Annotated in this window: 23 protein-coding genes and 1 pseudogene; 10 read left to right on the forward strand and 14 right to left on the reverse strand. The window is 50.7% G+C overall.

Going from position 1 to position 23186, the window contains the following annotated elements; genetic code table 11:
• Window positions 1-145: 145 nt before the first annotated feature.
• Both DVH26_RS07865 and DVH26_RS07870 read right to left on the reverse strand, forming a co-directional pair.
• Window positions 146-367: a hypothetical protein gene (locus DVH26_RS07865; RefSeq protein ID WP_239632967.1), complete on the reverse strand. Its 222-nt coding sequence runs from the start codon at window positions 365-367 to the stop codon at window positions 146-148.
• 2 nt (window positions 368-369) lie between these two features.
• Window positions 370-591: a helix-turn-helix transcriptional regulator gene (locus DVH26_RS07870; RefSeq protein WP_239632969.1), complete on the reverse strand. Its 222-nt coding sequence runs from the start codon at window positions 589-591 to the stop codon at window positions 370-372.
• 151 nt (window positions 592-742) lie between these two features.
• On the opposite strand from DVH26_RS07870, the gene DVH26_RS07875 reads away from it, so the two are divergent.
• From DVH26_RS07875 to DVH26_RS07905, 7 genes and pseudogenes are all read left to right on the forward strand, one after another.
• Window positions 743-967 (forward strand): hypothetical protein, encoded by a 225-nt coding sequence (locus DVH26_RS07875; RefSeq protein ID WP_239632971.1) that lies wholly within the window; start codon window positions 743-745, stop codon window positions 965-967.
• On the forward strand, window positions 967-1155 hold the full coding sequence (locus DVH26_RS07880; protein WP_239632974.1) for a hypothetical protein: 189 nt from the start codon (window positions 967-969) through the stop codon (window positions 1153-1155). Before DVH26_RS07875 ends, DVH26_RS07880 begins: the two co-directional genes overlap by 1 nt.
• The gene (locus DVH26_RS07885) at window positions 1152-2252 is read left to right on the forward strand and encodes an FtsK/SpoIIIE domain-containing protein (protein WP_239632976.1); all 1101 of its coding nucleotides are present in this window, start codon (window positions 1152-1154) and stop codon (window positions 2250-2252) included. The genes DVH26_RS07880 and DVH26_RS07885 overlap by 4 nt, the downstream gene beginning before the upstream one ends.
• Before the next feature lie 200 nt (window positions 2253-2452).
• Window positions 2453-2731: a hypothetical protein gene (locus DVH26_RS07890; RefSeq protein ID WP_239632978.1), complete on the forward strand. Its 279-nt coding sequence runs from the start codon at window positions 2453-2455 to the stop codon at window positions 2729-2731.
• Window positions 2732-2790: 59 nt separating this feature from the next.
• Window positions 2791-3141, forward strand: a pseudogene (locus DVH26_RS07895) (manganese catalase family protein); the annotation flags it as partial.
• A gap of 749 nt (window positions 3142-3890) precedes the next feature.
• Window positions 3891-4529 (forward strand): HAD family hydrolase, encoded by a 639-nt coding sequence (locus tag DVH26_RS07900; protein WP_239635310.1) that lies wholly within the window; start codon window positions 3891-3893, stop codon window positions 4527-4529.
• Between the two features lie 344 nt (window positions 4530-4873).
• Entirely contained in the window at window positions 4874-5392 is a 519-nt protein-coding gene (locus tag DVH26_RS07905) for a C40 family peptidase (protein ID WP_239632980.1), read from the forward strand.
• A gap of 95 nt (window positions 5393-5487) precedes the next feature.
• Here DVH26_RS07905 and DVH26_RS07910 read toward each other — a convergent pair whose 3' ends face one another.
• Window positions 5488-6561 carry a CapA family protein gene (locus DVH26_RS07910; protein WP_239632982.1) on the reverse strand — a complete coding sequence of 358 codons (1074 nt, stop codon included), beginning with the start codon at window positions 6559-6561 and terminating at the stop codon, window positions 5488-5490.
• A gap of 261 nt (window positions 6562-6822) precedes the next feature.
• Here DVH26_RS07910 and DVH26_RS07915 point away from each other — a divergent pair, with 261 nt between their 5' ends.
• Window positions 6823-7593: a YheC/YheD family protein gene (locus DVH26_RS07915; protein WP_239632983.1), complete on the forward strand. Its 771-nt coding sequence runs from the start codon at window positions 6823-6825 to the stop codon at window positions 7591-7593.
• A gap of 135 nt (window positions 7594-7728) precedes the next feature.
• On the opposite strand, the gene DVH26_RS07920 is transcribed toward DVH26_RS07915, so the two are convergent.
• Together DVH26_RS07920 and DVH26_RS07925 are read right to left on the reverse strand one after the other, a co-directional pair.
• Window positions 7729-8757 carry a C40 family peptidase gene (locus DVH26_RS07920; RefSeq protein ID WP_239632984.1) on the reverse strand — a complete coding sequence of 343 codons (1029 nt, stop codon included), beginning with the start codon at window positions 8755-8757 and terminating at the stop codon, window positions 7729-7731.
• Between the two features lie 347 nt (window positions 8758-9104).
• Window positions 9105-10151 (reverse strand): YheC/YheD family endospore coat-associated protein, encoded by a 1047-nt coding sequence (locus DVH26_RS07925; protein ID WP_239632985.1) that lies wholly within the window; start codon window positions 10149-10151, stop codon window positions 9105-9107.
• Window positions 10152-10421: 270 nt separating this feature from the next.
• Between DVH26_RS07925 and DVH26_RS07930 the strand changes: the two genes are divergently transcribed.
• Complete coding sequence (locus tag DVH26_RS07930; protein WP_239632986.1) at window positions 10422-11204, forward strand: YheC/YheD family protein; 783 nt, start codon at window positions 10422-10424, stop codon at window positions 11202-11204.
• Window positions 11205-11360: 156 nt separating this feature from the next.
• Here DVH26_RS07930 and DVH26_RS07935 read toward each other — a convergent pair whose 3' ends face one another.
• The 4 genes from DVH26_RS07935 to DVH26_RS07950 all read right to left on the reverse strand — a co-directional run bounded on the left by DVH26_RS07935 (window position 11361) and on the right by DVH26_RS07950 (window position 16658).
• Window positions 11361-12545: a YheC/YheD family endospore coat-associated protein gene (locus DVH26_RS07935; protein WP_379454356.1), complete on the reverse strand. Its 1185-nt coding sequence runs from the start codon at window positions 12543-12545 to the stop codon at window positions 11361-11363.
• A 6-nt stretch (window positions 12546-12551) separates the two neighbouring features.
• Window positions 12552-13916, reverse strand: coding sequence for a YheC/YheD family endospore coat-associated protein (locus DVH26_RS07940; protein ID WP_239632988.1), 1365 nt, complete (start codon window positions 13914-13916; stop codon window positions 12552-12554).
• Between the two features lie 117 nt (window positions 13917-14033).
• Window positions 14034-15266: a YheC/YheD family endospore coat-associated protein gene (locus DVH26_RS07945; protein ID WP_239632989.1), complete on the reverse strand. Its 1233-nt coding sequence runs from the start codon at window positions 15264-15266 to the stop codon at window positions 14034-14036.
• Window positions 15267-15281: 15 nt separating this feature from the next.
• Entirely contained in the window at window positions 15282-16658 is a 1377-nt protein-coding gene (locus DVH26_RS07950; RefSeq protein WP_239632990.1) for a YheC/YheD family endospore coat-associated protein, read from the reverse strand.
• A gap of 465 nt (window positions 16659-17123) precedes the next feature.
• On the opposite strand from DVH26_RS07950, the gene DVH26_RS07955 reads away from it, so the two are divergent.
• Entirely contained in the window at window positions 17124-18458 is a 1335-nt protein-coding gene (locus DVH26_RS07955; RefSeq protein WP_239632991.1) for a WD40/YVTN/BNR-like repeat-containing protein, read from the forward strand.
• A 122-nt stretch (window positions 18459-18580) separates the two neighbouring features.
• Here DVH26_RS07955 and def read toward each other — a convergent pair whose 3' ends face one another.
• The 5 genes from def to DVH26_RS07980 all read right to left on the reverse strand — a co-directional run bounded on the left by def (window position 18581) and on the right by DVH26_RS07980 (window position 23005).
• Window positions 18581-19096 (reverse strand): peptide deformylase, encoded by a 516-nt coding sequence (def, locus tag DVH26_RS07960; RefSeq protein ID WP_239632992.1) that lies wholly within the window; start codon window positions 19094-19096, stop codon window positions 18581-18583.
• Between the two features lie 7 nt (window positions 19097-19103).
• Window positions 19104-19349 carry a helix-turn-helix domain-containing protein gene (locus DVH26_RS07965; RefSeq protein WP_239632993.1) on the reverse strand — a complete coding sequence of 82 codons (246 nt, stop codon included), beginning with the start codon at window positions 19347-19349 and terminating at the stop codon, window positions 19104-19106.
• An 874-nt stretch (window positions 19350-20223) separates the two neighbouring features.
• Window positions 20224-21414, reverse strand: coding sequence for an MFS transporter (locus DVH26_RS07970; RefSeq protein WP_239632994.1), 1191 nt, complete (start codon window positions 21412-21414; stop codon window positions 20224-20226).
• Complete coding sequence (locus DVH26_RS07975; protein WP_239632995.1) at window positions 21411-22232, reverse strand: HAD family hydrolase; 822 nt, start codon at window positions 22230-22232, stop codon at window positions 21411-21413. Before DVH26_RS07975 ends, DVH26_RS07970 begins: the two co-directional genes overlap by 4 nt.
• The gene (locus DVH26_RS07980) at window positions 22229-23005 is read right to left on the reverse strand and encodes a DeoR/GlpR family DNA-binding transcription regulator (RefSeq protein ID WP_239632996.1); all 777 of its coding nucleotides are present in this window, start codon (window positions 23003-23005) and stop codon (window positions 22229-22231) included. Before DVH26_RS07980 ends, DVH26_RS07975 begins: the two co-directional genes overlap by 4 nt.
• Between the last annotated feature and the right edge of the window lie 181 nt (window positions 23006-23186).

A 23186-nucleotide genomic window follows, 5' to 3' on the forward strand; every position in this document is an offset into this window, starting at 1 on the left:
CATAAGTTTCCGCGTTCCTGCCCTCTCGCCCAAAGTACTCTAATTTCCCGTGTTTCTCCAGTGCTGCTTTAGCTTCGTCGTATGATTTGTATTTATGTGGTAGTGGTTTGTACATTCATTGATACCTACTATTTTGAGGTTTGTCTTACCGAGATTTTCTTGGGTCAAAGGGGTTGAAATTCTTTAATTCAGATAAATCATTTGTTGATGCCATTCGCACATGAGTAGCATGGAGTTTTGTTATGGCGTAGTCTCGAGCCTTATCCTCTGCTTCTTCTTCCGTGTCCGCTTCTACATTAATTGAGTGTTTGATGTATTTAGCAGAAATACCAACCCGGTAATCAAACTCAATTTCAAATTGTCTCATCTTCATTCCTCCTCAAATATTTCTACGTATTCCCATCCTGTAGCCTTAATCATTCGCAATACATATCCGTGTGAAGGCGTACCTCGACCGTTAGACCAATCGCTTATAAGTTGAGAAGATACAGGATTATCAAGACCTTGCGATATTTGTTGTGCCAACCAAGCCTGTGTTTTATTGTCTCGCTTCAACAGAAACCCAATATTACATTTCACCTTGACTTTCATTTGGACAACTCCCATGTATTCTCATCACCTCCTAATTATGCTTGTACCTTAAGTGTAGCACAAGTATTGGAAATATAGTACTGTAATAACAGTAATAAAAGACAAGTAATTGCCCATACTATATAACATCAAGACTAACGAGGTGATTGACATGGGCAAACAGAAACGCGAGTACATGATGAGTCCGTTTCGTCCGCATCTAGACGACGATATCCGAGACAAATACTTCTCCATCCCCGAAGGTAAACGATCCGACGCTCTACGCGATGCATTCCGGCTATGGTGCGGCATCGACAAGAAGATTGTGTTTGAAGCCACAGAAAAGCCCATCACAAAACCAACACGCCCACTCATCTTTAAGGGGGCGAAGCGCTAATGGAAATGGCCTTTACGATCCTTGGCATGGGTGCGGTGGATGCGGTCGTAACGCAGGTTCTGAGGGAAGCAAAGCAGCAGAACAAGGTAATATTCGTCCGCGTCAGTATGTACCTTACCGTGGCGCTTATGAGCTTACGCGAGGTGGTGGAGCTGTTCCATCATTGCAAGGTGGTGTTCGGCATATGATCCTTTTCACGCTGGGGGCTGCTATGGTCGTCGGTAGTGCGGTAGGCTGCATAGTAACGTATAAGAAGCCCGATACGGAGCGCGATAAGCTGCACACCTGTTTTGCCCGGGCGAAGCTGTATATCAAGAATAGAGCCGATGATCAGTGGGTTTACACGTATCCTTCGGTTAACAGTCATGAGCAGTTTAAAGAGCATGAGGAATATACATTCACGCTGCCGATTGGTCTGGATCCGGAACGCATCTATAAGTACTATTGGGTATTCAAACAGGGATTCGGGGAGAACATCGACCTGATCGGGGACACATCGAAATTCACGTTGAAGGTGTATAACAGCGGCATCCACCAGTTTGATTACAACCTGTTAGATATCCCGTTAGATGGGTACCGGTTGCCTATCGTCGTTGGCCGGTCACGAGAGGGCTGGGAAGTGTACGACATGGTGGATTACCCGCATTTACTGGTGGCTGGCGAAACGGGCAGCGGTAAGAGTACGCAGCTCCGATCTATCATCTCTACTCTGATACTGAGTAAGCATCCGGATGAGTTGCAACTGTATCTTGCCGATATGAAGCGATCTGAGTTCCATCTATTCCGCGGTATCGAGCATGTCCAGGAGGTAGTGACGGAGGTTAAGGACCTGAAGAGAGTACTATCCTTTATTGCCGAGGAAATGCAGCGTAGAGGCGATTTGTGCGATGAACACGAGGTAAGTCACATTGATGATCTACCAGACCAGTTGCCGTACATTATTCTTGCTATTGATGAGGTAGCTTTATTAAAGAAGGAAAAAGCGTGCATGGCGATGGTCGAGGATATATCCAGCATAGGCAGGGCATTAGGCGTGTTCCTGATCGTATCTATGCAGCGACCGGACCATCAAGTGTTAGATGGGAAGCTAAAACAAAACCTTACCGCTCGCATGGCGTTTAAACACGCCGATGGTATTAATAGTAGGATTACGATCGGATGCGAAGGAGCGGAGGATATCAAGGCAAGCGAACGCGGTTTAATGCTGTTTAAGCTGGATGGTATCAAGAGGGTGCAGGGGCCGTACTTGGACTTGGAAGAGGCAAAGAAACTTTTGGGCAAATAAAAAAGCCGCATAACGGATGCTTTCCGATTAAGCGACTCGGTGTGAGTGGGCGTTTTAGATTCTCATCAAACTACTCCGCCCTCGTGGCGTAGGCTATGCAACTATGGCAATCGCCCCGTCGTGGGGTACGTGTTCGGACTTTAACCGAATTCACCGCAGTCACACCTATATTATAACAGAACTGGAGGAACCTGTACATCATGAATTGGGTGTTAGACATACTAATCACTCACAAACGTCTACGTGGTCTAACCGAATCCCAACTATGGGAGTTGATCGAGAAGAGCGATGATATTGAATCACTTCGGACGATTAAAGAGCACCTAGAGCGCAGCAGTTTCAAATATGCTCACATTCAGAATGTGGCGCCGCAGATGATTGAACGATGTGTTGAGAAGGCCAAGGGATTGTTATGGATGCAGCAGCTGGATGAGGTGAAGGAGTTGTTTATGGAGAATGTTGGGGATCCGTTCAAGTAACTATATGTTGTCCACAGGTTGGGGATATTATTTATAATACATAAGGTAGATATCATTTAATGGTTAATAAGCTTACGAAGGATGCAACGAGGGAGCAGATTAAAGCGGCGGGACTCGACCCGCATTATGTAAGCCATGACCGGGCTTTATTTTACGAGAATGCTTCGGGCGTTCCATGGACGGCGGCCTATATTCAAGCGAAAGGCGATCCTATAGCGGATTTGTACGAGGATATTGCCGCAGAGGAAAAGGCGAGAGCCACCTACCAGTGGCTGATCGATATGACGGACGACGTGGACCTGCAGGACGGATTGAAGTTTTTGCGCGAGAGGGAAATCGTACATTCGCTGCGGTTCCGCGAAGCGGTCGAAATTTTGAAAACGGAGCAAGGCGCCAAAAAAGTATTTTAATAACCGAGACGGAGCCTGGTTATTGCCGAACAAGCTGTGTAACGATTGCTTTGACGCAGGCTTGTCGGCAAGCCAGGGTTCAATCCCCTTGATAACCTACTCAACCAGCATGCACTGCCTCACTCCTTCCTCCCAAGCAGCACATTAGCAAAGCCCTCCTTTAGAAAGTCTTCATTGGTATGCTCTATCGGATCATCCAGCCCTTATCGGCAACTCCACATACGGCAAACGGCAAAAGAAAGAGCAGCCCGCAGGCTGCCCATGGAAGGGGATTACCTAGAAAAATAGACGATAATGCCGATTACAATCACCACAAGAATAAGGATGAACCAAAAGCTTCTTGCTTGCGACCCGGACGATGACGGCTTGCTCTTGTCGGCTGCCGCAGGGTCCTCGACGGAAGTCAGGAACGTTCCGCAGTGTATTTACAAACAATCTCTCCTTCACTCATCTTTTCATTACACTTTGAACAAAATTTCACCATATGCATCACTCGCAATCTGATGGGATTTTGTTGAAAGAAAAGCGTTCGTCGTTCCTTACATATGTATGGTTCGCAGACCATTTCATCCATATCGAAAAGTGAACAAATCAGCTTGTTCGGATTTCGCAATCAGATCGGACACCCCTTCTGGATTTATTAAGAAAGTATGTTTGACTTTGGGGGGAAATCGTGTTTGTATAAAAAGGAAATGACCACAATCAGGAGGGGACAAGCTTTGCAACCAACATTACAAAAGCCGGAAGCCATGCTGTTCGATCTGGACGGCACGCTGTTCCAGACGGAAACATTGCTGCTGCCGGCATACCACGCGACCTTCGACCAGCTTCGGTCCGAAGGATTGTATACAGGGGCTACGCCGCCCGAGAGCGAAATATTAGGCAGCCTGGGGATGCTGCTTGAGCATATTTGGCAGCGGGTTATGCCGGGTGTCGATGTGCAGGTGCACCGCCGCGCCGACGAGCTGCTGCTGGACTATCAGATCCGGGGTCTGGAGCAAGGGGAAGGGAAAATGTACGACGGTGTCGCCGAAACGTTAGCGGCGCTTCGCGAGCAAGGAATCCGTTTGTTCGTCGCGAGCAACGGGCTGGAGGATTACGTCAAGCGAGTTATCGAGCATAAACAGCTTGCTCCTTTATTTGAGGGATTGTATAGTGCGGGAGAATTCCGGACCCGCTCTAAGGTAGATTTGGTCCGCATGCTGCTGGAGACATACGGCGTGAAGTCGGCATGGATGGTCGGAGACCGTTCCTCGGATGTCGAGGCCGGCAAGATGAACGGATTGCCCGTCATCGGCTGCGATTATGCGGGATTCCGCAAAGAGGGCGAACTGGAGCATGCGGATGTTCGGATCGGCCGGTTTAGCGATATTTTGACTTTGTATTAATCATAAACAAGGGGAATGCACAGCTTTCGGGAGCTTCCCGACATGCAAAAGAGCCTGGGTTTACAGGCTCTTTTTCGTTTGCTTTTTTTGCCGGTTATTGCTTGAAATCACGCTGTTTTAAGAAAAATCGGCATTATAGCATACCTAGTTTGATATTACAACTTAAGAATTATTCATTTGGGAAAAATCTCTACGATCCAGCCGGGGCGAAAGCCGCATGACTGCTGGTTTTCTTGGGTGTCGAAGTGTGTCGAATTAAGTCGTAATTCCAATTTTTAGAGGGTTCTGTTAGCCCGAAGTTTGTATTTATAATACACGTGACACTAATAAGAGGAGTGAGTTACATGAAAAAAGGAATGAAAACAAAACTTCTGGTATTGGTATTGGCTATGAGCATGCCTATTACAGGATTCGTACAAAGCGCCGATGCAGCTACTTCCGCTGATGCGAAAAGAGATAAAATCGTAAAAACTGCGTTGTCTCTTGAAAATAAAGTTCAATACGTGAACTGGAGAGACCGTCAAGAAGCGCATGCACCATATAAAACGGACTGCTCCGGATTTACCGCTTTGGTGTACAAGCTGGCCAATGTCGGCGTAACCCTCGTCAACCGGGACGACGACGCTCAAGCGAAGGTAGGTCAAAAGATCGCATGGGGCAACTTTAAAAAAGGCGACCTGATTTTCTTCGGTAAAATGGGAAGCTCCAAAACAATAAGCGATGTCGGCCATGTAGGGATTTATATCGGAGACGGCAAAATGATTCATAATCTGAATTCTTCCCGTGACGTTACCATCACGAACATTTATACAAACAGCTACTACAAATCCAGATTTACTGTCGCTAGACGCGTCATTAAATAGTATCCGGGTGCTGTAGCTAATATAGAGCAGCCTTCGATCCTTCCAACAGTCTGCGATTCCTCACGGAATTGCGATTATTGGAAGGTTTCTTCATTTTAAATCATTTTAAACTCCGGAGGATCGGAATACTTCGTAATATGGCGTTTCACATGCTGATACATCGCCTTCATTCTCTCCGTTTCGCCGCTGCTGGATCCTATCTTCTTCTCCACCGCTTTGCCGAGAGGGACAACACGGAAGCCGTTCTTGACCGATTTGACCCACGTCGGAATGAAGTCTGTATTCATGATCTCGATTCGTCCGTCGTCATGCTTGCGGACTTTGATTCTTGTGATAAGACCCGTTAGCGTATGGTCGTTCCGGTACAGTCTGGTGGAGATGAAGTTCCCTAAGGAATAAATAGCGAATCTTCTTCTGGTAACTCCCGTATGATCCTTCACTTCTTGCATAATGGCCGGCTGAATGACATGCGAGTGCGCGCCGAGAACGATATCCGCCCCGTATTTAAACAGGATGCGCACCCAGTTTCTTTGCTCGTCTATCGGCAATTTGCGGTATTCTCTTCCGAAATGCATACATACGATAATAAGATCGACGTTTCTTGCCTTCAGCCGCTTCAGATCCGCAATCATTTTATTCGTGTCGATCAGGTTGACGGCCCACGAATGATCCGATGGAACGGGCATGCGGTTGGTCCCTTTGGTATACGCCAAGAAACCGATTTTGATTCCCTTCACATTCTTGATCAGCAATTCTCTCGATTCGTTATATGAGCGATAAGTGCCTGTATGGGCGATTCCCTTCGCATCAAGCACTTTTAATGTCCGTTTCAGCCCGCTGATCCCGCAATCCACACAATGGTTGTTGGCAGTGCTGAGTACGTCAAAGCCGAGGTTTTTCAAAGTACCTGCGAATTGATCGGGGCAATTGAACAAAGGCCATTTCGTCTTGGGATTTCTGCGGGGCACAAGATAGTCTCCTATACCGGGTCCGGAAAAGGTAGTTTCCAGATTGCCGATAGTCAGATCGGCTTCCCGCAAATAAGGGGCCACGGGCTCAAATATTTCATCAAAGGAAAAGTTTTTGTCGCCGGAAACTTTAGCTGATCGAATAATTCTCGTTTTGATCAAAAAGTCCCCTACCGCGGCGATCGTAATTTCCGTACTCATGACTCATCTCCGTTCTTATGACTGTAGTCGTCTGCAGCGCTCTCCGTAGTATGGAACCGCATAATATCATATGACTTGGAGTCTTGTCCGGGTTAAGCCGCAGCGCCCAATTTTACCTCAGGCGATAACACAGCCCGTCCGGGCGGGCATAATAAACCTATGCCTATCACTCTTTGTCAAAGGGGAGAATACTATAAATCACGTCTTCCTAGGAGGTTAAGACGTGCTACCGCTGTTAATCATCACGGAGGAGATCCCACAGTGAAAGGAAATTTGCTGAAATATCCAGGTAGGAAATGGTCGAAGCATGAGTCGCTTTGGAATGAAGAAGGCCTTCGCCCCCATTTGCCGGTTACGGAACTGTTTACGCCCCAATCTTTCAAGAAAATGATAGAACAGCATCCCGTCGTGTTTCTCAAGCCCGATCTGGGAATGAGGGGACAAGGCATTGTGAAGGTATCACGCGTTAAGGAAGGCGAATGCACGATTCAGACCGCCTCGAAGACCTACAAGAGGAGAGGCGCATCATCTGCTGCCCGCAGACTCAAAAAGCTGATCGGAGGCAAGAGGTACATTGTGCAGCAAGGAATTGACCTGATACGGATCAAAGGCCGTCCGGTCGATTTCCGTATTCTCTTGCACAAGACGAACGGGAAGTGGAAGTTTTTTGGCATTATGGGAAAAGTGGCGGCCAAAAACCGGTTTGTGACGAACTACGCGCGCGGCGGGAAAGCAATTAGGCTGCAGGAAGCACTTTCGAAGGCGTTCGGTAATGAAAAATTGGGAGACGTTAACTGGGATGAACGGTTGAAAAGCTTGTCGCTTCAGCTTGCCGAAGCTTTACAAAAATACTATCCTAACGTGACCGAGCTGGGACTCGATGTCGCAATCGATGCCGATCAACGTATATGGCTGCTGGAGGCGAACACAAGGCCTCAATACCAATTATTCAGGCATCATGCTAACCGGGGGCTTTACGCCCGTATAGCCTCATCTGTACGCTCCGTAAGAGCCGCTAAACAGCAAAGGTAGGAGAGACCCGATAGCGATCCTGAGCGCACTTGACAGCCAGCTGGTATTCCAGCTGGCTCGAGCCGCGAATACATAAGCAAAAAAAGAAACGCCGTTTGGATTCAAACGACGTTTTTTCGTCTACGGATGGATATACTATTCCGTAACGACTTTAGTATATTTGCTGTTCGTTGTTATGTATACCGTCTTGCCATTCCATTTGACTTGATACCAATAGGAATTATATTGTTTAATCAGTTCGGCTTTTTGTCCCAATTGCAATCGACCTACCGCGTCGGAAGCGGAGCTTGCGGATGCTTTAAACGATACCCAGCCGTTTTTCGTTACAACATATTTCTTCTGCTCAGCCGGCGGCTTCGGAGTCGGTGTCGGCGTAGGTGTTGGTGTTGGTGTCGGTGTCGGAGTCGGTGTTGTCGTGCCTGGCTTCCATGCCGGAACCGTTTTTTGCGGAGGCAGCACATACGATTTCGGAATGACAGGTGCGTTGGCTGTTTTGCCGGCCATACCGGTAAATGCCGCTTCAGGAAGAACGCGTCTTGCGGAATGGAACTTCTCTCCCCACCAATAAGACCAGCTGTCGATGGTTCCTAAGCCTGTAGGGTTGCCGTCATCTCTCGTGCCGAGAACGACAGGTTGTCCATCGCGATTTTTACCCATATAAATGGCTACGTGGGTAATATGATCGCTCTGCTGCCAGGTCAAGATGTCGCCGATCTTCAAGTTGTCCACGCCGGTCAGCTGCCATTTGCCGTTCACTTGTTTCTTGCCGACGCCCGCTACTTTCGTTCCTACGGAATCGTAATTTGCGGAAGTGCCGGTAATATTGAAGCCGAAGTCTCCGAATACGAGCCGGGTGAACCCGGAGCAATCTTCATATCCGTATTTGCCGTAGGCATCGGTTCCATGTCCATATACAAAATATCCGTTTTCCATATACCAAATAGCTCTATCTACGATTTGATAAGCCAGCGTTCCTTCGGAACCCGCGTAATTTTTACGGAAATCAGCGACATTGTAAAGCTCGTCCTTGACGTAACTGTCAGCGTTAATGTACTTGTTATATTTGGCAATGGCACCCGAAGTAGAGTAACTCGCACTAGCGGAAGCTATTCCTGTTATCCCCAGGGACAAAGCCAACGTTAAACTGATGATCCTTTTCTTCACTTTACCATCTCCTTCACTGAGTTGCATAACCTCTCCTGAATTGGGTTACTTAGCCATCATAGCAAGATTTGCTAAAGCTTTTCACTGGTATATAGTGCCAACCAACGCGAAATTTCTTCAATTTGGAAATCGGTTTATGAAAATAATGGACGGAAAGGGTATCCCTAGCCAAACGAGGAAATGGCTAGTCCCTTTGTCGGCGCTGATTGAAGCCAGGTTATATCCTCTTGTATTTATGAAAAACGGGCCGGACCGACTGTAATAAATTAACAATGCTATGTATCCCATTCTGCGGCCTCGGGAGTTGGGGCTTATCAGGCAGAACGGGCTGTTCGTCATTCTTGACCTCATTTGGCTTTCAGCATATGTCTCGCGTTCTGATACGGCAGGCGGAAGCTTTGCTCCCAGGCATTTTGGCCGTACACCATCTTCATGATCGATTTGCCCGGCTTAATATTGACCTCCAACAGCCATAGACGCCCGCTCGAATCGACAGCGAGATCGATGCCAAGCTCCGATAGGCGGGTATTATAGGATTTCTCCATATAGGGCGGAATGTAAGAAGCCACCTCGGCGATCGATTTCGTTAATGCCTCGGCCTTCTCGTTATTGAATTGCTTTTTCAGATAACGCTCCACATCGTAAGCGTGTCCTCCGCTTTTAATATTGGAGGTGATAACGCCGCGCTTCCCTTCCCGCACAGCGGTCCCTGTAGTCTGCCATTTCCCTTCGCCGTTTTTTTGAGCGAGTGCACGGATGTCATATACGCTTCCCTCACTATTGCGAATGTCAATCCATTTTTGCATAATATGGCGGCCTCCGCGGCTCAGCACACCGTGCAGAAAGGAACTGAGGCGGGACAGCGGCAAATGGACCGTCTTCTTGTTGTTCTGCTCCACCTGGAAACGGTTTTTATCCATCGTGACCCTGATAATGCCTCTGCCGCCCCAGCCGTTGATAGGCTTCAGCATCACGCTGCGGTGCTTTTCCAAAAAGTCGGAGAATTGCGCGCTCGTTTGGACGCGTTCGGTCGGCAGGAGGTAAGGCTTCAGAAACGATGAAGCTACCAAGTGCTTTTGTATTTTGCTTTTGTTGCCCAAACCGTAAGCGGTGAATCGCAGCTCTTTATGTGCCTTGACCAAGCTCGCTTTACGCAGGGAGGATGGGGGATAGAAGCCGATATCCAGATTGATCTTCGGATACGATGCGTTCTTCTTCGACCAGCCGCCATCCCGATAGAGATAGCCCCGGATTTGCTTGCTGTGTAAATCGACGCCTTGAGGGGTATACAGCAGCACTCCGTCAAACGATTCCCCTATTGCTGCCCGGGCATGGCGGCGGAAATGGTCCGGGTTCTTGATTGCGTGCGTCATAATGCCCAATATTTCGCTCATACTTACTCTCCCGTCTATGTTGTTCCGTCCTAGTTCATTTGGTCCCGATGCCGTCGTTTCCAAGCAGGGGCCGCAACATATTATATGAGCAGGTCACTTGTCCCGCGTAATGGTGTCAGCCCAAATTTACCCGTCTTTATCCGTTAGCGGAAGCTGTGAATGTTAACTTGGCCATGGTACTCATTGGCTATGGCTCGAATAGTATAAATAACGTTAGTGACAGCTAATGGAAGGCTTGCACCCGCTGGTATTCACACGGAGGAGATTGAGTTGAAAGGAAATTTGCTTAAGTACCCCGGAAGAAAATGGTTGAAGCACGAGGCGCTGTGGAGCGAGCCTGAGCTTCGCACCTATTTGCCGGAAACCGAGCTGTTCTCGCCGCAATCGTTCAAGGAGATGGTCGGACGGCATTCCGTCCTGTTTCTCAAGCCGGACCTTGGCATGCAGGGGCAAGGCATCTTGAAGGTAACCCGCGGCGGTGAAGACGCATGCACCATCCAAACGGCTTCCCATACGTACAGGTTCACCAGTTTGCATACCGCGGCTACGAAGCTGGAACAACGATTCGGAGAGAAAAGGTATATTGTACAGCAAGGCATCGACCTGATTCGATTCAAAGGGAATCCGGTCGATTACCGTGTGCTTCTGCTTATAAGTGCTAATGAGAAATGGAAATTTTACGGCATTATGGGCAAGGTTGCCGCCAAAAACCAGTTTGTGACGAACTACAGCAGCGGAGGCAAGGCGATCGGGCTGCATCAGGCGCTGGCGCATACGCTTCGCGTTTCCAAGAAAGACGCTCCCAAATGGGATGAGCGGATCAAGGTGATGTCGTTCAAAATCGCTGAAGGGATGAAGCGGCATTTTCCCAACATCACCGAGCTGGGGCTGGATCTCGCCATTGATACGAAACAGCATATATGGCTGCTGGAGGCGAACACGAAGCCGCAATTTCAGCTGTTCCGGTTTCACTCCGATCCCCAGCTGTTCGGCAAAATCGCTAGCTCCATCCGTTCCCTCAGATCGACGGATGAGGCAAAAGAAGAGTCATAGATCCCATCCGTCATGCCGGATTCCTTCGGCATGACGCCGTAAAGGAGAGAGCCCCGCGATAGCATTTGCTGTCCGGGGCTCTCATCTATTCTGTCGCCATGAATCCGGCAGGGAGACTTCAGTGGCTCTCTGTCTCCCGCCGGACGGTCATGGCGTTTATCTTGCTTTGGAGGTGGAGTCTTTAGCCGCGTTTCGTTTCACGGCACCGCTGGATAAGCGGGGGGCTTTGGTCGGCTGTTTGGCTAAATGGATGCTGTATTGGATCAGGTTATCCAATGATTTTTTCCGTATATGGGGCTCGTCGAACTTCATCGGTTTGGAGTTGGCTTCGAAGAACCAGATTTGGCCGTTGTTATCCACGCCCAAATCCATAGACATTTCGCCCAGCATCGATTGGCTGGCTCGCTCTATTTGCTTGGCGATGATCAGAGCGGACTTCTTGGCGCGGTTTAATATTTTTTTGCTGCCCGCGGGACCGAATCCCGACTCCAACAGCTTGACGGGATCGTCGATGGAGCCGCCTCGCGGAACATGAGTCGTAATGCTCATTTTGCCCGCAAGTCTTGCGCCTACTCCGGCAATGGTCCAGCGGCCTTTGCTGTTTTTTTGTACGAGAACCCGTAGATCATACGGACGCTGCTTGTAGTTGGCCAAGGTGATGCCCTGCTGGATAATGTAATCCTGCGATCCCATCATTTCACGGATTTGGTTCCATAGTTGGGGAATGTTCGAATACCGGGAAATATGGCTTTTCGTTTTATCTTGAACGCTTAGCTCGTATCGGCGGGCTTTGGCGTTTTTTTCATAGATTCGGCTTACCTTCATGATCCCCTTGCCCGCTTTCCCGCGGATCGGCTTGAGATAAAGATTGGGATGCTTCAGCAGAAGCGATTCCAAATCCGCATTCGTTGTCAGCTTTTGGGTGGCCGGGATTAACGATTGCGTGTTCTTCGATTTGTTCAACCATTCGAATAAAGTCCACTTGTTGAAGAAGGTTGGATTGAAAAAACGGATTTTTCTATGCTTTATGCATGCCTGTAATACTTGCTGAACTTCGGGAAGCAGCTCGTATTTGCGGAACGGAATCCGGTTATAAATGACGTGCGGGAGAGGAAGCAGCTCTTTTCTCCACTTATTCGTTTGAGAGTTATACGTATACCCGATCGCCTGATTGCCCATCAGCTTGAATTCGGCTGTCGTCATTACGTAAACCAGAACTCCATATTCTTCGCCGGTATGAATCAAATCGATAAAATTTTCCTGATTTCCGCGAAAAACCCGTTTTTGATCGGCGTACGTGAGAATGGCCATCGTAGGACGTTGGTTTTCGTGTAGTTCGATGTCCACTCAGGTCTCCCTCCTTGCTCGAAATCGGCTAAGGTACTGGCAGTAGTCATGAATGTACTGCACAGATGCCTTACCTTCTCCTTTGAGTGCCGGATGCTTGAAGATGGAACGTCCAGGCTTGGAATTCGCTTCGAACATCCAGATCCGTTCGTTATGATCAATACCGAGGTCGAAGCCAAGCTCGCCCAGCGTATGACGATCGTTATCCTCTATCGTTTCAGCCAGCTTGATCGCCGCTTCCTTGGCGGAGGTCAATACTTGGTCCGCCCGGGCTCCGAATATTTGCTTCATCACCTGCTCCGGAGTCATCAGCTGCCCGCCGGTGCGCACGTGGGTCGTCACGCTGCCTTTGCCGGCTTTCTTGGCACCGATCCCCGCAACCACCCACTGGTTGCTGATGTTCTTGGTCAGGTGGAAGCGAAAATCGATCGGGCAATTGTCGATTTCGATCAGGCGAATGCCTTGCTGCGCCACATAATTGCTAAGCTTGGCATTACTGCTTCTCAAATGCTGCATCAAGCCGTCGAATTTGTTGAACCGGAGCAGCACATTGCGGTTGCCTTGCCGGTAACGCGCGTAATAGCCGCGTTTCGGATTGTACGTAAGACGGTAGATCCCGAAGCCCAGACTGCCCGCTGTCGGCTTCAAATATATAAATTTGTGTCTATCCAACATCTCTTTTATTTGGATTGAGGAAGGATTGATGTGCGATTCAGGCACATATTTGAACGCATCCGTTCCCTCGAGCAGATTGTAGATATCCCATTTCTCGAAAAAAGCCCAGTTGAATAGCGGGATGTTCCGTTTGACAAAGCGCTGTTTGAATTCGTTCATGGATGGCAGTTTCTCCGATTTGCGGCTCGGCAGCCGGTTATAGACAACATCCGGCAGAGGCACGGTTTTGCGGTACCAGCCGCCGTCCTTTCGCGCGAACGTCCCGGTTACCGTAGCTTGATCCCAGTTCACGTCGCGCGGGGAGAAGCCGAAGAAGAACGAGCGGCCGGAAGCGACGCGAACGAACTGACGGACAAATTCCGTGCGCGACCCGAAAGGGTTGGAGCTGTTCGATACGCTGGTCAATATTCCGATCAACGGACCAATGCGGATGTCCTTGCCGTTATTGCACATGATCAATGTCGAGTCCAAGCTTGGAATTTTGAGCTGGGACATGATAGCGAGCGGCACATACAAATGGCTGCCTGGTTTTTTCAACAGCTTGAAACCTGTGGAGGCGGTTTTATTGCCCAGGTGAAGGGTCACGGTTCTTGTTTTCGCCAGCTTGAGGGTTCTCGCCAATTCACTAGTCAAGTAGATGACTCTTTCCTGTCTCTGCGTCACATGAATCGTGCAAGTTGTCAAACTCATGGGTATCCTCCTAAAAAAGCTTTGCGACAGCAAAGCTATCTCCGTGGCAGCGCGAGCGTGCGCTGCGATCCGGAGGAAAGCTTACTTCGTAAGCGATGTTTCGTCATCGGGCCGGCTCTATTGGGATTTAGCCGGCCTTGGTGTGTTCTTAAGGCTGCGCGCCGGATTCAACGTCTCTCGCGAGCGGATCAGATAACGGGCATACAGCACCGGATTGGCCAATGCTTTATTCCTTGCCGCATCGTCATTAAGATGGGCGAAGATGGCCCGGCCCGGCTTGGAGTTGACCTCCAATATCCATATTTGCCCATCGGTATCGACTCCGAAGTCGATGCCGAGCTCTGCGAGCCGCCCGTGGCATTGCTCGAGCGCCTCCGGAATTTGCATGGACAGCCGTTCCAGCTGCTCCCGGATGATCTTGGCCTTTTCGGTTCCGAATTGGCCTTCGATGTAGGCGAAGGCGGGTTCGACCTGGCCGCCGCCGTGCAGGTTGGAGGTCAGGCTGCCGGATTGCCCCTTGCGGACCGCCATGCCGGTCATTTGCCAGCGGCCGTTGCCGTCCTTTTGCACAAGGGAGCGTACGTCGAACGCTTCGCCGGAGCTGCCGTGCAGCTGCAAATACTGCTGCAGCAAGTAATCGCGCTTTGCCGTGAAGCGGCGCAGCCAGCGGAGCAGCTCCGCCTTGTCGGCGAAGCTGCGCTTGATGCGGCGATTGCGCGCATCGCGCCCGCGCACGGTAAACGCCGTCGGGGCGGTTTCCGCGCTCTCGGGCGCGACGGAGTCAGCCGCATGCAGCCGTGCTGTCGAAGCGGAAGCGGCGGTGCGCTGCACGAGCAGCACGCCGCGGCCTTGCGATCCGGCTTGCGGCTTCATGAGCACCGTGCCGTGCTCCTGAAGCCATTCGGCCGCAGAGCGCACGCTGCGCATCACTTCCGTTTTCGGCAGGTGCATATCGAAACGGCCGTCTTTCTCCAGCATTTGCTGGACTTCCCATTTGCCCTTGAGGCCGCGCCCGAGAAAATGGATGGACGGAAAGAGCTGCAGCCTCCGGACCGTTTCGCGGTATTCCACATATTGGCCCCGATTCGTAAAAAAGCAGCGGTCGTACACGACGCTCGGCATAGGGCATTCATGCGGTCTCCACCTACGGGTATTTTTATCGTACACAAAGCCTGTGACCGTGCCCTCGGCCCAGCGGATGCCTTGCGGTGTAAATACAAATACAGTGAATCCCGATTTTGCGCCTATCAGGCACAGCTTTCGATAAAAGTCACGATTGTAAAAGGGGGGATTCCCTTCCGTATGAGTGGTCATGATGCCCAATGCGTGTCGGGACGTCGGTGCCATCATGAGATCACCTCGATTTTAAAATTTGGCCGCATAACGGGAATACTGAATGACTCTTTTCACGGATGGACGTATTTTTATTTCGTCCGATAAAGCGGCATTGTCTTCCTTGGACGGCTTCGAGTTGACTTCCAGCAGCCACACATTCCCCTGCGTATCCATCGCAAGGTCGATGCCCAGCTCGGCAAAATGCGCAGGGATATTCGTTTCAATGCCCTTGGCGATAGCTAAAGCCGCTTTGCGCAGCTTCAAGGAGCCGCCGGTGCCTGTTGGAGAGTTCGAGCGGGCGAGCGCTTCCTTCACCGTCGACAGGCTGCCTCCGCGAGCAAGATTGGAAACAAAGTGATGGTTTCCGGCAATTCGGGCTACGGTGGATGTGACGACCCATTGACCCAGCTCATTACGTTGGACTACAGCGCGGAAATCAACTGGATGTCCGTCTACGGAAATGAGATTCACGCCTTGCTGGATTTGATAGCGTCTTTGTTTGATTTTTCCGGCAAAAGCGGAGAAGAGCTGAGACAAATTCGCATAGGTTTGTTTACGGGCGCCGTTAACATTGGTAATATGACAAATATAGGATTGGCTGCTGGTTCTCGTGATCCGGATGATGCCTTTGCCAAGGCTGCCGGAAGCCGGCTTCAGAAATACAACGCGGTATTTGCCGCACATATCCTTCAAGGTTTGATAATTCCGCAGATGATGGGATTCCGGCAAATACTGATGCAGTGAGCTTTCCTTGTTCAATGCTTCGAAGACCTCGGTCTTATTTAAATATTTTTCGTTAAACAGGGCTGCATTGTGATGCGTTTTGACATGACGAAAAAACTGCTGGACGCTGGCCATGTTTTCCAACTTGCGGGACGTCAAGCGGTTATAAACGACATGAGGCATCGGAAAGGTATGCTTCGTCCATTTGCCGCCGGTCAAGCGCCATCCCTTTATTGTATCGCCTGAGTTTCCCAGTTCGTTCGGGGTAATGAAATAAACCGAAGAGCTGTAAAGCTTGCTGGCATCGGTTAACTCACGGCAAAACGCAGTGACGGTACCGAAAGGCTTTTCGCTGTTTCCGGCATAATATCTGCTGACCAAGACGCCGATTAACGGACCCAGATACAGGTAACGGACGTTGGATTTATACTGCACGCACAACGAATCGCCGTTAATCAGGCCCCATTGGGACGCAAGGGTAGCATCGAGCCGAAGGATGCCTGCAGTGGACGTCGGAACGACTCTGACTTCATGTCGTGCAGCACCGTAGCGCAGCATGACAGGCGAATTGGGATTGATTTTCCATTTCTTCATCAATGCATCGCTCAGCATGATAGTCCGTTCGTCCAATTGAGTGCTTGTGCTGGCACTTGAAACTACAATGTTGACCTTCGTTCTTTTCACTGTTGTAACTCCTTCCCAGTGCCGACTCGCATGACTAATCCAGTGAACTAATTCATCATATGAGGGCGTTTTGACCTTGGTGAAAAGAAACTGAATGCAGAGGCGCAAAAGGAACAGAAACGGCGTTGTTGTAAACGGTTACAACGGGCGGGCTATCCAACTGCCTAAGCTGGAAAAAGGAGAGGATCGGCAGGCTCCAACCTACAAATTGCGACAAACCGGAATACGGGCTCGTACTTGTGCGTCTCCGCTTTACTAATCGGGCTGTCCGGCAGGTTTTGTACATCGCACCGGAGCAGAAGTTGAGAAATGCAGGGGAAAATGGGTAATATATACGATATGAAAGTGAGAAAAGCGTCTATCGACGTCCTCGGAATCTAATAAATTCTATTGTAGTAAGGAAGACGCCATTACAAGGTTTGTTCGAGTTCAATCTGATTCTAAGTTTGCAAAGGAGAGTGTAGTATGAGACAGGCAATTGCTTCGCGTTTTCTAATTCTGCTGTCTGTGTTCCTGTTAATACTGTCTGCCGGCTGCGAGAGCCGGTCTACTACTGCTAATACATCGCCATCCGGCTCCAATACATCCGAACAAAAAGCAGGAGAGCCGACGGAGGATGCAGCTGGAAAGCCGCCTGCGGATAATGCGGCACCGGGAGCAACTGCGACACCTGCACCTACAGCACCTACAGCACCTGCAGCTCCAAAGGATGGCAATGCAGAAGGGGCGGCCAAACCGTCGCAAGCCGGTGAGCCGGCTGCCCAAGAGGCGGCGGTATCGGCGGTTCAGTTCATCAGTCCGACGGAGGGCTGGGCAGGCGGTCCGGGAGCCGTGCTGCATACGAAGGACGGAGGAGTAACCTGGGAGAAGCAATATGGAGGAAGCGGGAACGTCGAATCGTTCTCCTTCCTTAACAGCTCGACGGGCTGGGCATTGATGAGGCCGCTTCAGGGCAGCGGCAGCCCGGCTCAGGATGGCAAGCCCGCCCCGGCCGTCCTGCTTCATACGGTCAACGGCGGAGCCAAATGGACGGAGCTGACCAACTCGGCGCCCATAAGCAAATCTTTTCGTTTTATTTCGGAGAAGGAGGGCTTTAGCGGAAGCCGGTATACCTCGGACGGAGGAGCGACATGGACTTCGCTGCCCGTCCCGGCAAACATCAAAGGGGAGCCGTTCTACGTTTCGAAGGATCTGGGCTGGGCGGTTACGATGAAACAGCCCGATTATCAGATTCAGCTTACCAAGGATGGAGGCAAGACGTGGAAGACCGTCTGGACGCATGCAACCGTAAGCCAGGTGACCCAGGCCGTGATTCAGGCAACGAATGCGCAGGACGTGTGGGTGCTGCTAATCGGTGAAAGCGGCATGAGCCAGACATCGTATACGCTGCTGCACAGCAAGGATGAAGGCAAGGCATGGAAGACGGTTGTAGCCCATTCGACAGCCGGAGGCGGCCCTGCGCCAGGCTACAAGACAGAAGAGCAGGTCGGACCGAAAGGGCCGGGAACCAAGCCGGGCCAGCTTGTTGCGATCAATTCGGATACGGCGTATTTGTTCGGCGAGTGCCCGCCTTGCGGTGATTACGGCACCGTATCTGCTGGGTGGACCCGTGACGGAGGGACGACTTGGACGAACGGGGAGCAGCAGATTCCCGGATTGAACGCCCAGGCTTCGTTCATCAGCGACAAGCAGGGCTTTCTCCTCGCAGGCAGCTCCAACATGACTTCCACCCTGTATAAGACGGAGGATGGAGGGAAGAAGTGGACGGCCGTTCAGTCGTTCGGCAAGAAAGGCTCGTAACTTATAGGGACAGGTGCCTCAAAAAGAAACAACGTGCCGAGAGCTTCATGCTCTCGTGCACGTTGTTTTTGTGTTACCTTTGCTTCAGGAAACGTTCACGAATTCTTAAGAGAGAATTTTGCTCACAATCCCTGATTCGTCAAGCGAAGCACATCCATCAGAGGCACTCTCTGCCGGGCCGGATCGTAAATCAGGTAGCCGCTCTTAATATGATCGACGAACAGCACGCCGTTCAAATGATCGATCTCGTGCTGAATGCAGCGGGCGAGGTAATCTTTGCCTTCTAAGATGAAGGCTTCCCCATGCCGGTTCAAGCTCTTGATCTTGACGTAATTGGCCCGTTTCACAACACCCGAATGATGGGGATAAGACAAGCATGCTTCGGGACCGGTCTGCTCGCCGCTCATCTCCAATATTTCCGGATTGATCAGTTCAATCAGCCCGTCCCCGCAATCCATCACGACGACTCTTCTTAAAATGCCGATTTGCGGAGCGGCTAATCCGCTGCCGTTCGCGTCATACAGCGTATCGGCCATATCGTCGAGCAGCTTGATGATTTTCTCGTTCATTTCCGTAACGGGCTTAGCTTTTTTCCGTAAAATCGAATCCCCGAAAGGGACGATCGTCTTCACTGCCATCGTGTCCTTAGCCTCCTTGCGCTACATTTCCGTCAGGGGTAAACACCCATAAATCGTTCGGCGTGCAATCGAGCGCGGTGCACAAAGCATCGAGCGTCTCCGCCTTCATTTGCTTCGGCTGGCTGGTGAGCAGGGCGCTAATCGACGGCGCAGATAAACGGTAGCCTGCCTTTTCCTTCAGCAGCCGCGCCAGTGCGGCGCCGGTCCAAACGCCTTTTTGCGCCATCACTTGCCTGAGCATCCATACGAGCATGAAATCACCTTACTTTGCGGATGTTATTAGGTAAAAGCTAACAATATTAGGTAGTACCTAATATAGCATGTTCAAGTGCCGATGCCAAGGCGATGAATGCAAAAGAGGCGGATGCCCGGCCTTAAGGAAAAGCAGAACCCTCCGTCCGCAGGGAAGGAGGATTGAGGAGGGTTGAGCGACTTTCACGGAGTGCCGAAATGTTCGCCTGGGAGTCACCAGGAGGGTCTCATTTTAGCAAGTGTGGCAATTATGACAGGTGTTGCATGCATGGCAAGGATGGGAAGTCAATTGCTGCTGTTGCGCAGGTTAACGTTAAGCAATCGATGGTAGAGAATAATGCTGCCAACGCGATTTAGGGTGTCTGAGCTTCAACGGCAGCAATGGAAACTATTGGATTGGGGGGGCGGATGAGCCGAACTTCCGAGAAGTATTCCGGTTCGATGCAATAGACAACAGGCGCACCATCGGCAAGATGTCCTTATCACCAATCCGGCATCGCATACAACTTGCCCGCCTCTTCATCGTTTCATCCAGATGCAAGAGCAATACCGCCAAGCAATGTCGGCGCTTTGTAAAGCGGATCGGACACAGAATCCGTTATTTCTCTTAAAATCGCCTGAAATCGCTATGCATCGGACAGGAGATCCGTTATTCGCTAGAAAACAATGGATATTCGTTGTATTGATGGCTAATAACGGATCCTGTGTCCGAAAGCGGTGCGTTTAGACTCTTTTTTTGGTGCAATAGCGGAAGTACGGTCCGATAGGGGCTGTTGCGCATATAGCGTGAATACTTGCTGACAGGACCCGGAGCTTCTGCTGCAGGAAGACGTAAAATGCCTTAGCTTTTTAAGTGAGTAATGCATGCGCCACTATCAGGTCGAGCTGTACTCCATAGTCTCGACCGGCTTCATCCTGGACAGCACAACAAGAAGGCATACCAGCAATATAGCCAAGACAACAAGGAACCACAGCGTGAACGCGATCGAAGCATGCTCCATGAACCGCCCTGTCAGCCAAGAGAAAGCCGCACCGCCGATGCCGCTTGCCGCAATCAGCTTGCTCGTCGTTTGCTCCGTCAATCCGGGGAACAAAGAATTACTATAAATAAGTGCGATAGAGAATAGGCCGGACATGAACAAGCCGATCAGAAGAATCATGGCGAAAGCACCGATAAGGTCCTTCATTAAAGCCAGGCCGATCAGGAAAAGCACTGTTGCCGTTGCACACCAGAGCAGATAGCGCGAGTAGCCGTACTTTTCGGCCAAAAATCCGCACGCGAGCCTTCCGAGCACCATCGTTCCCCAGAACAGGCTGACGCTGAGCGAAGCGACGGCGGCGTCGATAGGCATCGATTCGAGCAGGATGGACGGAAGGAAATTGACAATGCTCATTTCCAGTCCGACATAAATGAAGAAAAGCGTTATGCAGCATAGAAGCACCGCCAGCCCGAATCCCCGGAGTTTGCGCGGAACAGATACGGTAACGCCCGCAGAAGGACGGCCTGCCGTTTGAAGCAAGGCTTGGTTCGATTGACTGAACCGGATCCATAATACCGCAAGGACGAGCGCAAACAGCACCGTGCCGAAAAAGGTCAGCTCCCAGCGCCCGATCGTAATGAGGAAGCTGATCAAAAGCGGCATCAGCAGGGCGCCGGCACCAAAAAACACCTCCAGCCGGCTCATAGCGACGGCTTTCTTGTCTTCGACAGCGTCGATAATGAGCGCGCCTACCGTCGATTCAATGATCCCGGAGCCGAAGCCGACAAGCGGCAGGCAGAGCAGGACAACGTGCCATGGCGGCAGAAAGCCGATGATCAGGTAACCGAGCAAAATAAAACATAGCGTCAGAGTCAGCATGGTGCCTCGGCCGAACTGCCGCGACAAGCGGGGCTGGAATACGACCCCGAGCAGAAAGCCGAAAAATTGCACGAAAATTAGGTTCCCTCCGTCCGCATAGTCACGCCCGTAATGAGCCATCAGCTCAGGCAATAACGCAGCGGCGATGACGGAGGTACAGCCGATCAGCAAATAGAAGCAGCAGCAAATCCAGACAAGCCGGTTCATAGAGCGGCCTTCTCCCCGAGCGGATCGTCTTCCGCGGCCTGCAGCGCCCAGGCGACGGCGTCGGCCACGCTTGCAGCTTCCCGGGCTGCCTTTGCCTTCAGCTCCGGATGGCTGTGTGCCATGGCGAAGCTGTTGGGCGTAACCGCGAACATCGGCACATCGTTGAAGGAGTCGCCGATACAGACCGTTTCCTCCGGAAGGATGCCGAGATGCTGCTGCAATGCGCGAAGTCCGGTCCCCTTCGAGACGTGTCTCGGCATGACATCCAGGCAGTCGACATCGGAAATATACGCATCGATCCGTTCGCCATAGGTGCCGAGCAGCTGCTTTTGCAGCACAAGAAGGTGCTCGATCTCGCCCAGATAGGTGATCTTGCCGCACATGAGCTCGCTGCCCATCGCTTCGATTGCATTGGGCATAATATGCAGCGGCGCCAGCAAATTGTCCTTTATATGAGCGTTCCTTTCGTTCAGCTCGGTGAGAACGTAATGATCGGGGGCGCACATTACCGTAACCAGCGGCATGGCTAATGCGACGGTGGCCAGCTCTCTGATCAGCGCCGTATCGAACGTATCCTGCTGCAGCAGCTTGCCGTTCGATGAGTGAACGTAGGCTCCGTTTTGCGAGACGGAGTGCACTTTAAGCTGCAGCTCTTCCATTACATGCACGATTTCCGGGTGCATGCGGCCGGAGGCAAAGCACAGCTGAATGCCGCTTTCCAGCGCCCGGTGCAGCGCAGCACGGTCCTTGTCGTGAATATGATGGCCTCTTTGCAGCAGCGTTCCGTCCAAATCGCTTACGATGAGCTTAATCATCATCCCTCATCTCCTTTTGCTATCAAAATATCGATTTCATGCCGGTGAAGAGCCTCTTTCATTTCTTCATTCGGCTCTTGGTCTGTAATAATGATATCTATTTGCTCCAAACCGGATATGCGGTTGAACTGGCGTTTACCGAATTTCGTCCGATCCGCCAATAAGATGACTTGATCCGCACGCCGCATCATTTCCCTGACGAGAAATCCTTCTTCCTCGTATGGGTTCGTCAGTCCGTCGGTCGTTATCGCACAGGTGCCGAGCAGCAGCTTGTGAACATGGTAGTCCTTCAGCATCTCGAGCGCCCTGGCGCCGTAGATGAGCCGATGCTCGGGGTGCAGCTTGCCGCCAAGCAGATGAACGTCGATGCCTTCTTTACGGTTCAAAATGCCGGCGATATCGATCGAATTGGTTACTACGACGTGTCCTTGCGTGCTGATGCTTTCGGCAGCGCTTTGTACGGTTGTCGACGCATCCAGCAGCAAATAGTCGCCGTCATGAATGAGCGTAGCGGCCAGCCGGCCTATCGCCTTTTTGGACTGAGTGGTCGCTTCGTCGCTCAGCCGGTCGCTATAGTTGGCGACCTTATTCGTGAGCGTGGGCAGTATGGCGCCTCCTCGAGTCCGTAAAATGCTTCCCTGCTCCTCCAGCTTGATAATATCTCTGCGTGCTGTATCTCTAGAGACGTCGAACAGCTCGCAAATGTTCTCGATACTGATGCGCTGATGCTGCTCCAAATGCTGGAGAATTCCGATTAACCGTTCCTCCTGGTACAATGCGTTCGCTCCTCTCTGCAGAAAGTTAATGCAACATGAATGTATTATAAGGCATTGTATGCTGAATACACAATAATTTTTAAGTGATTTTAAGTAAATCTACGCAATATTAAGTTTTTGTGTAATATTTGATTGAGTACCCCTTACTTATGTTACAATGCATGAAGATCATCTTACATAT

It is taken from the genome of Paenibacillus sp. H1-7, assembly GCF_022354825.1.
Classification (GTDB): Bacteria; Bacillota; Bacilli; order Paenibacillales; family NBRC-103111; genus Paenibacillus_S.